This is a genomic window from Micromonospora sp. NBC_01405 (assembly GCF_045040155.1).
Classification (GTDB): domain Bacteria; phylum Actinomycetota; class Actinomycetes; order Mycobacteriales; family Micromonosporaceae; genus Micromonospora.
This window is the reverse complement of the sequence record NZ_CP109532.1, coordinates 4,190,001-4,203,803: the sequence shown is the minus strand read 5'-3', so window position 1 is coordinate 4,203,803 and position 13,803 is coordinate 4,190,001. Positions and strand designations below refer to the sequence as shown.

Below are 13,803 nucleotides of genomic sequence, written 5' to 3'. Positions count from 1 at the left end.
AGCGCGGCGGTGCAACTGCGGGATGGTGGCCACCTACCCGATGAACACGCCACCGGGCGGGAGTTGCGCCGCCGCTACGGTGATCCGGCGGCACTGCCGAGGAGTGCCGGCGGAAGGAGCGGGCCCGGTGCCCGCGCCGGGGTCAGGCCTGCCCGACAACGAGAGGCACGGCCTCGGCGTCGTGCTGCACGGTGGTGGCGGCGTCCATCAGGCCCTTCTGATGCGGCCAGTAGGAGCGCCCCGGCGGCGGTGCCGCCGGCGACGGGACGGCGATGCCGGCCTGGGCGCAGGAGGACCCGGCCGGTGGGGAAGCGGCTGCTGGTGCCCGTCCACGCGCCACCCGGGACGTGGGCGGATCGTCGTCGGTGGCACCCCGGTACTAATCTCGGACCGGCGTGAGAGGAGATTGCCGCGATGCCGCACCCGCAGCCGGGAGCAGACCGACCGGCCGACGGGGGCACCCCGGCCAACGACCGGGACCAGGGTCCAGCCGTCGCCGGCGAGTCGACCCCCTCCCCCGAATCACCGCCCGCCGCCCCGGGCTCACGCGGCACCTCCGCGCCGCCCGCCGCCGCGGACGTGCCGGCCGCGGACCCGGAGGGCACGCCCGCCACCCCGGCGGATGACGCCCCCGACCCGGTCGGCTCCGCCGGCACCCCGGGTAGCGACGCTCCCGACGCGACCACCCCGGTCCGCGAATTCCGACCGGCGGCCGAGGCGTCGGCTCCGCCGGAGCCCACCCGGGTCGACCCTGCGGCGTGGCCCGAGCCGGCCACCCCGGCCCTGGCGGCCGACACCGCACCGCAGCCGACCGCGCCGCAGCCGACCGCCCCGGACCCGACCGGACCGGACCCGGCCGGACCGGACCCGGCCGGACCGGACCCGGCCGGACCGGACCCGACTGCGGCCGAGGCGACTCTCGAACAGAACGGCCCGGACCCCACCCGGGTCGAGGCCGCCCCGCAACGCACCGGCCCGGACCCCACCCGGATCGAGGCCACCCCCGGACGAACTGGCCCGGATCCGGCTCGCGGCGACGGTGGGCCGACCCCGGCAGTCCCGACCCCCGACCCGACGAAGGTCGACGCCCGACCCGACCGGACCACCCTCGACCCCGCCGCTTCCGCGCCCCCGGCGCCCCGGTGGACCGGCTCCGCGCCGGTCCCACCGCCGCCGCAACACAGGCGGCACTGGGGCGAGTCGGCGGAGCCCACCCCGCCGCCACCCGCCCCGATCGGGCACGGCCCGCTGCCGCCCCCGGAGAGCCAGGTGCCGGTGGACCCGTGGGCCGGCGTGGACACCGGCAGTTGGGACCTGCACTCCGCCGAGTTGCCCCCGCTGCCGCCGACGCTGTCGTACCCGACGCCGCCGGCCGCCCGGCGGCACCCGGGGCCGGTCGCCGGCTCGGCACCCGTCGTCGGGCCCCCGACCCCGCCGCCGGTGGCCCATCCGGCCACCCCACCGCAGGGGGCCCGGCCGGTGTCGCCCGCGGCGCGGCCCGTCAGTTCGCCGCCGCCCGTGGCCCGGCCACCGGCGCCGACCCGTCAGATGCCATCGCAGGCCCTGCCGCGTCAGGTGTCACCGTCCGCCCCGCCGCCGGCTCTGCCGGTCGCGCCGTCCCGGCCGCCGCAGCAGCACCGGCCCGCCCCGCCGCCGGCGGCGCCGATGCCGCCCGCGCCGAGGGCCCCCCGCCGACGCCGTCGGCGCTGGCCGTGGGTGCTGCTGCTCAGCATCGCCTGCTGCTGCGGCTGCCCGGCCTACTGGGTGAAGCCGATGTGGGAGCAGTACCCGGCGAGCGCCGCGCTGCCGCAGCAGATCTCCGACCTGTCGCTACGCGAGGACGCCCGAAGCCAGGCCACCGCGAAGGAACTGGAGAAGGAGGTGCGCAAGGCACACCTGCTGACCGAGGGCACCTTCGCCGGCGTGTACGCCTCGCCGGCGGGCAAACCGGTGGCGGTGTTCGGCGGCACCGGGTTCCGGCTGACCCCGGAGAGCGACGCGGACGACGAGATGACCCGGCTGACGGAGCCGTACCGGCTCGGGGACAAGCAGGTGGTGGAGACCGGCGTCCGGGGCCGGTTCGAGCGCTGCGCCGTCGGCGCCCTCGACGGCACCGACGTGGTGGTGTGCACCTCGGTCGACCATGGCAGCCTCACCACCGGCGTGTTCACCCAGCTCTCCGTCGACGACAGCGCCCGGCTGCTGGAGACCATGCGCGAGCAGATCGTCACGCCCGACCAGGACCCGGGCACGACGGGCTGAGGCCCGGCGCGACGGGGTGGGGTCGGCCGAGGCCGGCAGCCAGGGGCCGGAGTGAGGAACCGGGGCGGGCCGGTCAGGCCGCGGCCGGCGGCTCGCCCTCGGCCGCCGGACGCGCGCGGGGCGGGGCGTAGCGCGGCACGTACTCCTGGCCGGTGAGCTTCTGGATCTCGCTCATCACCTCGTCGGTCATCTCCCGCAGCGAGGTCCGGTCGTCCGGGCGGCCGGTGAAGTCGAGCGGCTTGCCGAAGCGCACGACGATGTCCGCCCGCCCGGGCCGGGGGACCCTGGTGCCGATCGGCTGCGCCTTGTCGGTGCCCGTCATACCGACCGGGATGATCGGGACGCCGGCCGCGACCGCCAGCCGGGCGGCCCCGGTGCGGCCCCGGTAGAGCCGCCCGTCGGGCGAGCGGGTCCCCTCCGGGTACACGGCGACGAAGTCACCGGCTCGCAGCGCCGGGATCGCCGCGTCGAACGCGGACAGCGCGGCCCGGCCGCCGGCCCGCTCGACCGGGATGGCCCCCAGCCCGGTGAGCACGAACTTCGACAACGCGCCCTTCGGGCCGGTCCCCTTGAAGTACTCCGACTTCGCCCAGAACGCCAGGTGCCGGGGCACGACCGTGCCGAGGAACAGCTCGTCGGCGACGGAGAGGTGGTTGCCGGCGAAGATGGCGCCACCGGTCGCCGGGATATGCTCCAAACCCTCCACGGTCGGTCGGAAGGCCAACCGGAGCGCGGGCGCCACGGTGAGCTTGCCGATGGTGTAGAGCAGCGGCACTGGTCCTCCGGCGGTCGTGCTGGACGGGGCGATGTCACGTTAGCCGACGCGGTCACGCCGGGCCGAACGGGTGGCCGGGCCGTCCGCTGCGTGGCGGAGGGCTGCCGGGCAGCGGCTCCTCCCGGAAAGGGCCCGTCTCGGCCGGCGGCCCGGGCCTCCGGCGAGGCCTCGAAGGTCGGCCGGCGGCGGCATGACCGGCGTCACACCCGCCGCCGTCACATCCACGCCCCCGCCACCCGTCGTCCTGTTGTACCGACGAGGACGGGAGAACACGATGAGTCGGATCGATCTGGAAACGGTGGCGCCGGAGGCGTACCGGGCGGTGGCCGGACTGGAGCGGTACAGCCGCGCGAACCTCGACCACACGGTGCTGGAACTGGTGAAGCTGCGCGCGTCGATGCTGAACGGCTGCGCGTTCTGCGTGGACATGCACAGCCGGGACGCCCTCGCGGCGGGCGAGTCCAGCCGGCGGCTGTTCGCCGTGGCGGCCTGGCGGGAGGCGCCCTTCTTCGACGAACGGGAACGGGCCGCGCTCGCGCTCACCGACGCGCTCACCCGCCTCGGGGAGCACGGGGTGCCCGACGAGGTCTGGGACGCCGCCGCGAAGGTCTGGTCGGAGAAGGAACTGGCGGACCTGACGGTCGCGATCGCCACAATCAACGTGTGGAACCGGATCGTGGCCGCCACCCGGCGCCAACCGCCGACGGACGGGTGACGACGGCCGGGGCGGCGCAGGCGGCCGGTGCGCTCGACGCGCACCGGCCGATGCTGCTCGGCCTGGCGTACCGGATGCTCGGCAGCCTGCACGACGCCGAGGACGTGCTCCAGGACGCGTACCTGCGGTGGCTGGGCGTCGACCGGGCTGCGGTGGACGAGCCGCGCCGCTACCTGTCCCGGGTGGTCACCCGGCTCGCCATCGACCGGCTCCGGGCCCGGCAGGCCACCCGGGAGACGTACGTCGGACCCTGGCTGCCGGAGCCGGTGCCCACCGCGCCCTCGCCGTTCGGGCCGCCGGAACACGCGGAGCTGCGCGACTCGCTCTCCCTGGCGCTGCTGCACCTGCTGGAGCGGCTGACTCCGCCGGAGCGCGCGGTCTACGTGCTGCGCACCGCCTTCGACCTGCCGTACGCGCAGGTCGGCGAGATCCTGGACCGGTCCGCGGCGGACTGCCGGCAGTTGCACCACCGGGCGGCGGCCCGGATCGCCGACGACCGCCGACGCTTCGCGGCCGACCCGGGCGAGCAGCGGCGGCTGCTGGACGCGTTCCTCGCCGCGGCCCGTGACGGCGACCTGGCCCGGCTGACGGACCTGGTGGCGACCGACGTCACCTCGTGGAGCGACGGGGGCGGCCGGGCCAAGGCGGCCCGCAACCCGGTGCGCGGGGCGGACCGGGTGGCCCGCTTCTTCGCCGGAGTCCTCGGGCCCCGGCGGCCGACGCCACGCGCGGTCCCGATCGAGTTCAACGGCCGGGCCGGGTACGTCGTGGACTGGCCCGGCGGCCGGCGGTACGCGCTGACCGTGGCCGCCGCCGGCGGCCGAATCACTGACCTGTACGTGGTCGCCAACCCGGAGAAGCTCACCCGACTGACGGGGTGAGCCGGCGGCCGGGCCGGGGTGCCCGGCGTCGGGAAGCCGTCAGCCCAGCTCGGGGAACCAGAGCGTGATCTCGCGCTTGGCGCTGTCGGTCGAGTCGGAGGCGTGCACCAGGTTCTCCCGGTTGGACAGGGAGAAGTCGCCCCGGATGGTGCCGGCGTCGGCCCTGCGGCCGTCGGTGCTGCCGATCATGCCGCGCACCACCTCGATGACCTGGTCGCCGGAGAGCACCAGGGCCACCAGCGGGCCGCTGGTCATGAACCCTTTCAGCGGCGGGTAGAACGCCTTGTCGACGTGCTCGGCGTAGTGCTGGTCGGCGAAGTCGCCGTCCATCGTCCGGAGAGCCATGGCGTCGATCCGCAGGCCCTTGCGCTCGAAGCGGGAGAGGATCTCACCGACCAGGCCACGGCCGACCGCGTCGGGCTTGATCAGAACGAGAGAACGCTCGTCCGGGCTGCTGCTGGACACGCTGGGTTCCTCCTGTGCGCGGAAGACGGCTCGGCTGGGTACGGTCAGCCTAGCGACCCGGTGCCGGCACCGGCGCGGCGGCTGCGCTATTCCCTGGGTCGCCGATCCGGCCTAGCCTGGCCCTTGACCCATGGGAGGTCCACAGTGGCGAATGGCGGGAACCGACCCATCGCGCCGGTACGCAAGCTCATCGCGGCGGTGCTGGGCACCGTGGCGACCTTCGTGGTCCTGTTCGGGCTGGGCATGACCAGCTGGGCGATCGTGGCGCTCGGGGTGGCCCTGCTGGTGCTGGCGATCGCGATGGCCACCGTGCGCGGCGGCGGCCGAACCTGGGTGGTCGGCGTCGGCCACGTGCACAGCGCCTCCGAGCCGCCGAACGCGTACGCGTTCGGCCGCTGCGAGTTGCAGCTCGTCATCGACGCGCCCGGCCTGCCGCCCCGGTCGAAGAAGATCATCGAGCCGCGGGTCCCGGTGGCGAAGTGGCCCTCGATCGGGCAGGCCCTGCCGATCCGGGTGGCCCTGGACGACCAGCGGCACGTCCGCGTCCTCTGGGACGAGGTGCCCACCCACGCGGAGACCGCCGCGGCGGCGATGGCCGACCTCCCGCCCGAGTACGCGGGCGCCGACCCGGTCGACGAGATGTTGATCCAGCAGGAGGCGCCGCCGTGGGCCGACCGCGTGCCGGACGACGACTTCCGCGACGACCTGCGCGACCTGCCCGGTTTCCACGACGACCTGCGTGGCTCGTCCGGTTTCCGCGACGACCTGCGCGACCCGCCCGGGCCCGACCCGCTGCGCGACGACGACCTCGGCCCGCTGCCGGAGGGCCGGGAGCCGGTCGTGATGCACCAGCGGCCGGGTGGCCCGGTCGTGCTGGAGGGGACGCTGGTGGACCCGGCCTCTGGCCCGCTGCCCCGGCGGGCCACCCCGGCCCCCCGCCCGCCGGCCGAGGAACGGTTCGACCCGACCGTCCCCGTCGAGACCATCGACGCGGGCGCCCCGGCCGACCCCATCGACGTGCCGCTGGGCGACCCGGCCCCGCGCCCCGGGCCGGCCCCCGACCAGCACGAGCTGGACGAGCTGGACGAGGCGATCTTCGGTTACGACCCGGAGACCGAGCCCGCCGAAGCGACGGCCCCGATCAGCGGGGTCGGCATCACCCTGCTGGTCACCGGCCTCGACCGGTCGTTGGAGTTCTACCGGGACACCCTCGGCTTCGAGGAGGTCGACCGGGGCGCCGGCAACGCCGTGCTCGCCTCCGGGACGACCCGACTGGTGCTGCGCGAGGTCACCGGCGCGGCCCCGATGAGCCGCCGCCTGGTCCACGTGAACCTGGAGGTCGACGACATCCAGGGCGCGTACGAGCGGCTGCGCGACTCCGGCGTCCGCTTCACGTACGCCCCGAGGGTGGTGAACCGGGGCACCAAACTGGAGGTCTGGGCGGCGGCCTTCCGCGACCCGGACGGCCACGGCATCGCCCTCACCCAGTGGCGCACCCGCGCCGACGCCTGAACGTGTGGGGACGGCCCTCCGACACCGGGCTCCGCGCCGCAGAGCCGCGCCGCGGAGCCGTCCCGCAGCGGACCCCGTCCGGCAGGCGGCGGCTCAGCGGCCGAGGATCACCCGGCGCACGTGCAGGGCGTACCCCCAGACCAGGGCGAAGATGATCCCCACCACCAGCAGCGACCAGTGCAGCAGCCCGGCAAGCAGCAGCGCCCCCTGGAGCACCGTGCCGGCGTACCAGGCCCACCGTCGGCGCATCATCCCGGCGAGCACCACCGCCGCCACGGCCAACGCCACGATCACCGCGACGGCCGCGCCACTGAGCTCCCCGCCGACCACCCGGATCGGCTGGATCGCGAGCAGCAGCACCAGGGCCTCCAGGCCGAGCGTCCCGGCGCCCAGGCCACGCACCGCCCCCTCGGGGTTGCGCAGCCCGGAGCGCCGTTGACCCGACCCGTCGCCGACGCCCTCCGCCGGGCGGTCGGGGTCCGGGGCGGTCATCGCTTGAACAGCCTGCGGGCGTCGGCCACGGTCACCACCGACCCGGTGATCAGCACGCCGACCCCGGACAGCTCGCCGGGGACGTCGGCCTCGGCCTCGGCCACCGCCGCCTCGATCGCGTCGGGCATCTCCTCGGCCACCGCCACCCGGTCCGCCCCGAAGACGGCCAGGGCCAACTCGGCCAGCTCGTCGACCGGCATCGCCCGCGGCGAGCTGTTGCGGGTGACCACCAGCGAGTCGAGCACCGGCTCCAGCAGCTCCAGCAGGCTCACCGCGTCCTTGTCGCCGAGCACACCGAGCACACCGACCAGCTTGCTGAACGCGAACTCCTCCTGCAGGGCGGTCACCGTGGCCGCCATCCCGTGCGGGTTGTGCGCCCCGTCGAGCAGGATCGTCGGCGCGTTCCGCACCTTCTCCAGCCGGCCGGGCGAGCTGACGGCGGCGAAGCCCTCCCGGACCGCCTCCACGTCGAGCTGCCGATTCGCCCCCGCCCCGAGGAACGCCTCCACGGCGGCGAGCGCCACCGCCGCGTTCTGCGCCTGGTGTGCGCCGTGCAGCGGAACGAACATCTCCTCGTACACCCCGCCGAGGCCCTGGATGCTGAGCACCTGGCCGCCGACCGCCACCGAACGGCGCAGCACGCCGAACTCCGACCCCTCGCGGGCGATCGTCGCGCCGACCTCGGCGCACCGCTCCAGGATCGGCCGGGCGGCCTCATCGTCCTGCGCCGCGCAGACGACCGTGGCCCCCTTGTGGATGATCCCGGCCTTGTGCAGGGCGATGTCCTGGAGGGTGTCGCCCAGCCACTCGGTGTGGTCCAGCCCGATCGGGGTAAGCACCGCGACGCCGGCCTGAATCACGTTGGTGGAGTCCTCCGCCCCGCCGAGCCCCACCTCGACCACCGCGACGTCGACCGGGGCGTCCGCGAAGGTGGCGAACGCCAGCGCGGTGGTCAGGTCGAAGTAGGTCAACGGCTCGGCGGAGCGCTGGTCGACCAGCTCGGCCAGCGGCACCACCTCGCGGTACGTGGCCACGAAGCGTTCCTCGCTGACCGGCTCCCCGTCCAGGCTGATCCGCTCCCGGACGGTCTCCAGGTGCGGGCTGGTGTACCGGCCGGTGTGCAGCCCGAACGCCCGCAGCAGTGAGTCGATCATCCGGGCGGTCGAGGTCTTGCCGTTGGTCCCGGTCAGGTGGATCGACGGGTACGCCCGCTGTGGGCTGCCGAGCAGGTCGAGCAGCGTCTCGATCCGGTCCAGCTCGAAGTGCATGCGGGTGAACCCGCGCGCGGCCAGCTCGGCGTCGACGGCGGCGAACTCGCCGTCGACGCCGCGAGCGGTGCGGTGGGTGCGATCGTTACGTTCGGTCACGAGGGCAGCGCCTCCAGAGCGGCATCGATGCGGATCAGGTCGGCCTCGGCGGTGGCGAGCCGGTCGCGGATCTTGGCGACCACCGGCTCCGGGGCCTTCCCCACGAACGCCGGGTTGTCCAGCTTCGCGCGGGCCTGCGCGACCTCCTTCCCGGCGGCGGCGCGGTCCTTGGTCAGCCGGGCCCGCTCGGCGGCCACGTCGATCGAGCCCCGGGTGTCCAGCGCGACGCTCACCTCGCCGGGCATGGCCAGGGTCGCGCTGGCCTGGAAGTCGTCGCCGGCCGGGTCGAGCCGGACCAGCGAGCGGATCAGCCGCTCGTGGGAGGCGATGCCCGCGCCGGTCAGACCGTCGAGCCGGGCGACCACCCGCTGGGTGGGCCGCAGGCCCTGGTCCGAACGGAACCGCCGGATCTCGGTCACCACCCGCTGGACGGCGCCGACCTCGCCCTCCGCGGCGTCGTCGATCCCGGTACGGTCGGCGGCCGGCCACGCGGCCGTCACCACCGTCTCCCCGCCGGTCAACGCGATCCACAGTTCCTCCGTGACGAACGGGATCACCGGGTGCAGCAGCCGCAGGAGCTGGTCCAGCACGTGCCCGAGCACCCGCCGGGTGGCGTCGGCCGCCGCCTCGCCCTCGGCGAGCACCGGCTTGCCCAGCTCCACGTACCAGTCGCAGACGTCGTCCCAGGCGAAGTGGTAGAGCAGGTCACAGACCTTCGCGAACTCGTACGCCTCGAACTGCTCGTCGACCTCGGCGGTGACGTGCGCCAGCCGGGACAGGATCCACCGGTCGACGGTGGAGAGCTGCTCGGCCGGCGGCAGCGGGCCGTTGGTGTGGGCGCCGTTCATCAGCGCGAACCGGGTGGCGTTCCACAGCTTGTTGCAGAAGTTGCGGGAACCCTGGCACCAGTCCTCGCTGACCGGGACGTCCTGGCCGGGGTTGGCGCCCCGGGCGAGGGTGAACCGGGTGGCGTCCGCGCCGAACCGGTCGATCCAGTCCAGCGGGTCGACCACGTTGCCGAACGACTTCGACATCTTCTTGCCGTGCTCGTCGCGCACCATGCCGTGCAGGGCCACCACGTCGAACGGCGGCCGGCCGTCCATGGCGTAGAGGCCGAACATCATCATCCGGGCGACCCAGAAGAACAGGATGTCGTAACCGGTGACCAGGACGCTGGTCGGGTAGAACTTCGCCAGGTCCGGGGTCTGCTCCGGCCAGCCGAGGGTGGAGAACGGCCACAGCCCGCTGGAGAACCAGGTGTCCAGCACGTCCTCGTCCCGGTGCCAGCCAGCGCCGGTCGGCGGCTCCTCGTCCGGGCCGACGCAGACGATCTCGCCGTCCGGGCCGTACCAGACCGGGATGCGGTGGCCCCACCAGAGCTGGCGGGAGATGCACCAGTCGTGCATGTTGTCGACCCAGGCGAAGTAGCGCTTGGCCAGCTCGGCCGGCTCGACCTTCACCCGGCCGTCGCGCACCGCGTCCCCGGCCGCCTTGGCCAGCGGGGCGGTGTTGACGAACCACTGCAGCGACAGCCGCGGCTCGACCGTGGTCTTGCACCGTGAGCAGTGGCCCACCGCGTGCACGTACGGCCGCTTCTCGGCCACGATCAGGCCCTGCTCGCGGAGCGCGGCGACGATCGCCGGCCGGGCCTCGTACCGGTCCAGGCCCTCGAACGGACCCGGCGCCGTGATGATGCCGCGCTCATCCATGATCGTCAGGGCGGGCAGGTCGTGCCGCTGGCCGATCTCGAAGTCGTTCGGGTCGTGCGCCGGGGTCACCTTCACCATGCCGGTGCCGAAGCTCGGGTCGACGTGCTCGTCGGCGACGATCGGGATGCGCCGGTCGGTCAGCGGCAGGGCGACCTCGGTGCCGATCAGGTGCCGGTACCGCTCGTCGTCGGGGTGCACCGCCACCGCGGTGTCGCCGAGCATCGTCTCGGCGCGGGTGGTGGCCACCACGACCTCGTCGCTGTACCGGATCGAGATCAGCTCGCCGTCGTCGTCGGTGTGCTCCACCTCGATGTCGGACAGCGCGGTCAGGCAGCGCGGGCACCAGTTGATGATCCGGTTGGCCCGGTAGATCAGCCCGTCGTCGAAGAGCTTCTTGAACATGGTCTGCACGGCCCGGGACAGCCCCGCGTCCATGGTGAAGCGCTCGCGGTCCCAGTCGACCGCGTCGCCGAGGCGGCGCATCTGGCCCAGGATCGCGCCGCCGGACTCGGCCTTCCACTGCCACACCCGCTCGACGAACTTCTCCCGGCCCAGGTCGTGCCGGGACAGGCCCTCGCCGGCGAGCTGCCGCTCGACCAGGTTCTGGGTGGCGATGCCGGCGTGGTCCATGCCCGGCAGCCAGAGCGCCTCGAAGCCCTGCATCCGCTTGCGCCGGGTCAGAGCGTCCATCAGCGTGTGCTCGAACGCGTGGCCCATGTGCAGCGAGCCGGTCACGTTGGGCGGCGGGATGACGACGGCGAAGGGTGGCTTGTCGCTCTGGGCCGACGCCCGGAAGTGCCCGGCGGCTACCCACTGCTCGTACCGTCGCTGCTCAACCTCGCCCGGCTGGTACTGGGCGGGCAGGGTCGGGGCGTCGGGGCGTCGGGCATCCAGTCTGTCGGTCACCCTGAAAGTCTACGGAGCGCTTCCGCGGACCCGACGTGCGCCACCTGCCCTTCGCGTACGGTGTCGGCTATGTCCGACGCACATCTCACCGAGCGTCCGCTCGCCGACGAGCCTGAGCCGATCGACCTCACCGAGGAACCGATCCGGCTCAGCAACCGGGACCCGCAGGACGGGGCCCGACGGCGCGGCCCCCAATCCCGGCGCGGACGGATCGCCCTCGCCGTGCTCCTGGCGGCCGGACTCGCCGGCGTCGGGGCGCTGGGCGTCGCCGGCTGGCGGGTGGCGCAGCAGAAGGACGCCCGGCTGGCCGCTCCGGCCACCGTCGCCGGCCTGCAACGCGACGACAGCGAGCGGGCCCGCAGCACCGCCGACTACCTGCGCGACGGGCTGTCCGCCGACATCGACCTGGATCGCAGCCTCGGCGTCGTGTACCGCGATCCGGCGGACGACAAGCGCTCGGTGCTGCTCTTCGGGGGCACCACCCTGCTGTGGCAGCCCGAACGCGACCTGGACACCCTCTTCGGCCTGATGGCCGACGAGACCGGGAAGGTCACCGGGCTGCGCAAGGTGCCGGCCGGCCGGTTCGGCGGGGTGATGAAGTGCGGCACCACCAGCGGCGACGGGGGTGACTTCGCCGTCTGCGGCTGGGCGGACCACGGCAGCGTCGCGCTGGCGATGATGCCGGGGCGCCCATTGGACGCCGCCGGTGACCTGATGCGGCAGATCCGCGAGGATGTCCAGACCCGCTCCTGAGCCCGCAGCGCCCCCGGCCGGAGACCTCGTTCAGGACGGTTCACGCCCGGAGCGGCCCGGTCCGGGTTCGGAAATGGTCACGGAAACGCGTCAGGGCCACCCCCGAAGGGGTGGCCCTGACCGAAAGATGTCCGGCGGTGTCCTACTCTCCCACACCCTCACGAGTGCAGTACCATCGGCGCTGGAGGGCTTAGCTTCCGGGTTCGGAATGTAACCGGGCGTTTCCCCTCCGCCATGACCGCCGTAACTCTATCGACATATCAAACAACACCAAACAAATCTGGTCTGTTGTTCATTTGTCGAGAGTTGCACAGTGGACGCGTAGCAGCTTAGTAGTCAAGTCCTCGGCCTATTAGTACCGGTCAACTCAACCCGTTACCGAGCTTACATTTCCGGCCTATCAACCCAGTAGTCTAGCTGGGGGCCTTACCCCACCAAAGGTGGGTGGGATACCTCATCTTGAAGCAGGCTTCCCGCTTAGATGCTTTCAGCGGTTATCCCTTCCGAACGTAGCTAACCAGCCGTGCCCTTGGCAGGACAACTGGCACACCAGAGGTTCGTCCGTCCCGGTCCTCTCGTACTAGGGACAGCCCTTCTCAAGTATCCTACGCGCACGGCGGATAGGGACCGAACTGTCTCACGACGTTCTAAACCCAGCTCGCGTACCGCTTTAATGGGCGAACAGCCCAACCCTTGGGACCTGCTACAGCCCCAGGATGCGACGAGCCGACATCGAGGTGCCAAACCATCCCGTCGATATGGACTCTTGGGGAAGATCAGCCTGTTATCCCCGGGGTACCTTTTATCCGTTGAGCGACACCGCTTCCACTCGCAAGTGCCGGATCACTAGTCCCGACTTTCGTCCCTGCTCGACCTGTCAGTCTCACAGTCAAGCTCCCTTGTGTACTTGCACTCAACACCTGATTGCCAACCAGGCTGAGGGAACCTTTGGGCGCCTCCGTTACCTTTTAGGAGGCAACCGCCCCAGTTAAACTACCCACCAGACACTGTCCCTGAACCGGATAACGGCCCGAAGTTAGAAACCCAAATCAACCAGAGTGGTATTTCAAGATTGCCTCCACCCATACTGGCGTATGGACTTCACCGGCTCCCACCTATCCTACACAAGCTAATTCGGATACCAATGTCAAGCTATAGTAAAGGTCCCGGGGTCTTTCCGTCCTGCCGCGCGTAACGAGCATCTTTACTCGTAATGCAATTTCGCCGGGCCTGTGGTTGAGACAGTGGGGAAGTCGTTACGCCATTCGTGCAGGTCGGAACTTACCCGACAAGGAATTTCGCTACCTTAGGATGGTTATAGTTACCACCGCCGTTTACTGGCGCTTAAGTTCTCCGCCTCGCCCCGAAGAGCTAACAGGTCCCCTTAACGTTCCAGCACCGGGCAGGCGTCAGTCCATATACATCGAATTACTTCTTCGCATGGACCTGTGTTTTTAGTAAACAGTCGCTTCCCCCTGCTCTCTGCGGCCATACAACGCTCCACCCGCAAGGGGCTTCACGTCTCCGGCCCCCCTTCTCCCTAAGTTACGGGGGCAATTTGCCGAGTTCCTTAACCACAGTTCGCCCGATCGCCTCGGTATTCTCTACCTGACCACCTGTGTCGGTTTGGGGTACGGGCCGCTAAGAACTCGCTAGAGGCTTTTCTCGGCAGCATAGGATCACTGACTTCACCTGAATCGGCTCGGCATCACGTCTCAGCCCATATGCACCGCGGATTTGCCTACGGTACGGCCTACACGCTTACCCCGGCACAACCACCGGCCGGGCTCAGCTACCTTCCTGCGTCACCCCATCGCTTGACTACTACCCGCCAGGTTCCCACACTCACCCAGTTAAGTCCGAAGACCGCCCCAAGATCACACGGTTAGCACAACGAAGTTCATCATGGGCGTTCTTTCGCGGGTACGGGAATATCAACCCGTTGTCCATCGACTACGCCTCTCGG

The 13,803-nt window shown here is 71.9% G+C and carries 10 protein-coding genes and 2 rRNA genes (1 of these 12 cut by a window edge); 5 read left to right on the top strand and 7 right to left on the bottom strand.

Annotation, left to right across the window (positions count from 1 at the left end; translation table 11 throughout):
* The first annotated feature begins 414 nt into the window (after window positions 1–414).
* Window positions 415–2,262 (top strand): hypothetical protein, encoded by a 1,848-nt coding sequence (locus OG559_RS18300; protein WP_405105331.1) that lies wholly within the window; start codon window positions 415–417, stop codon window positions 2,260–2,262.
* A 73-nt stretch (window positions 2,263–2,335) separates the two neighbouring features.
* Here the strand turns inward: OG559_RS18300 and OG559_RS18295 are convergent, their stop codons facing one another.
* Window positions 2,336–3,037, bottom strand: coding sequence for a lysophospholipid acyltransferase family protein (locus OG559_RS18295; protein WP_405105330.1), 702 nt, complete (start codon window positions 3,035–3,037; stop codon window positions 2,336–2,338).
* A gap of 274 nt (window positions 3,038–3,311) precedes the next feature.
* Between OG559_RS18295 and OG559_RS18290 the strand changes: the two genes are divergently transcribed.
* Both OG559_RS18290 and sigJ read left to right on the top strand, forming a co-directional pair.
* Window positions 3,312–3,752, top strand: a complete 441-nt coding sequence (locus OG559_RS18290) for a carboxymuconolactone decarboxylase family protein (RefSeq protein ID WP_405105328.1) — start codon at window positions 3,312–3,314, stop codon at window positions 3,750–3,752.
* Entirely contained in the window at window positions 3,701–4,633 is a 933-nt protein-coding gene (sigJ, locus tag OG559_RS18285; protein WP_405105326.1) for an RNA polymerase sigma factor SigJ, read from the top strand. The genes OG559_RS18290 and sigJ overlap by 52 nt, the downstream gene beginning before the upstream one ends.
* Before the next feature lie 39 nt (window positions 4,634–4,672).
* Here sigJ and ndk read toward each other — a convergent pair whose 3' ends face one another.
* Window positions 4,673–5,098, bottom strand: a complete 426-nt coding sequence (ndk, locus tag OG559_RS18280; RefSeq protein ID WP_405105324.1) for a nucleoside-diphosphate kinase — start codon at window positions 5,096–5,098, stop codon at window positions 4,673–4,675.
* 144 nt (window positions 5,099–5,242) lie between these two features.
* Between ndk and OG559_RS18275 the strand changes: the two genes are divergently transcribed.
* A complete protein-coding gene (locus tag OG559_RS18275; RefSeq protein WP_405105322.1) occupies window positions 5,243–6,610 on the top strand; it encodes a VOC family protein in 1,368 nt (455 codons plus the stop codon).
* Window positions 6,611–6,703: 93 nt separating this feature from the next.
* Here OG559_RS18275 and OG559_RS18270 read toward each other — a convergent pair whose 3' ends face one another.
* The 3 genes from OG559_RS18270 to OG559_RS18260 all read right to left on the bottom strand — a co-directional run bounded on the left by OG559_RS18270 (window position 6,704) and on the right by OG559_RS18260 (window position 11,084).
* Window positions 6,704–7,102 (bottom strand): DUF4233 domain-containing protein, encoded by a 399-nt coding sequence (locus tag OG559_RS18270; protein WP_405105320.1) that lies wholly within the window; start codon window positions 7,100–7,102, stop codon window positions 6,704–6,706.
* Window positions 7,099–8,370 carry a bifunctional folylpolyglutamate synthase/dihydrofolate synthase gene (locus OG559_RS18265; RefSeq protein ID WP_405116761.1) on the bottom strand — a complete coding sequence of 424 codons (1,272 nt, stop codon included), beginning with the start codon at window positions 8,368–8,370 and terminating at the stop codon, window positions 7,099–7,101. The genes OG559_RS18270 and OG559_RS18265 overlap by 4 nt, the downstream gene beginning before the upstream one ends.
* 95 nt (window positions 8,371–8,465) lie before the next feature.
* A complete protein-coding gene (locus OG559_RS18260) occupies window positions 8,466–11,084 on the bottom strand; it encodes a valine--tRNA ligase (protein ID WP_405105318.1) in 2,619 nt (872 codons plus the stop codon).
* Window positions 11,085–11,153: 69 nt separating this feature from the next.
* On the opposite strand from OG559_RS18260, the gene OG559_RS18255 reads away from it, so the two are divergent.
* Window positions 11,154–11,837 carry a hypothetical protein gene (locus tag OG559_RS18255; protein ID WP_405105316.1) on the top strand — a complete coding sequence of 228 codons (684 nt, stop codon included), beginning with the start codon at window positions 11,154–11,156 and terminating at the stop codon, window positions 11,835–11,837.
* A gap of 129 nt (window positions 11,838–11,966) precedes the next feature.
* On the opposite strand, the gene rrf is transcribed toward OG559_RS18255, so the two are convergent.
* Window positions 11,967–12,083, bottom strand: a 5S ribosomal RNA gene (rrf, locus tag OG559_RS18250).
* 86 nt (window positions 12,084–12,169) lie between these two features.
* Window positions 12,170–13,803 (bottom strand): 23S ribosomal RNA (locus OG559_RS18245); it runs 1,475 nt beyond the window's last position.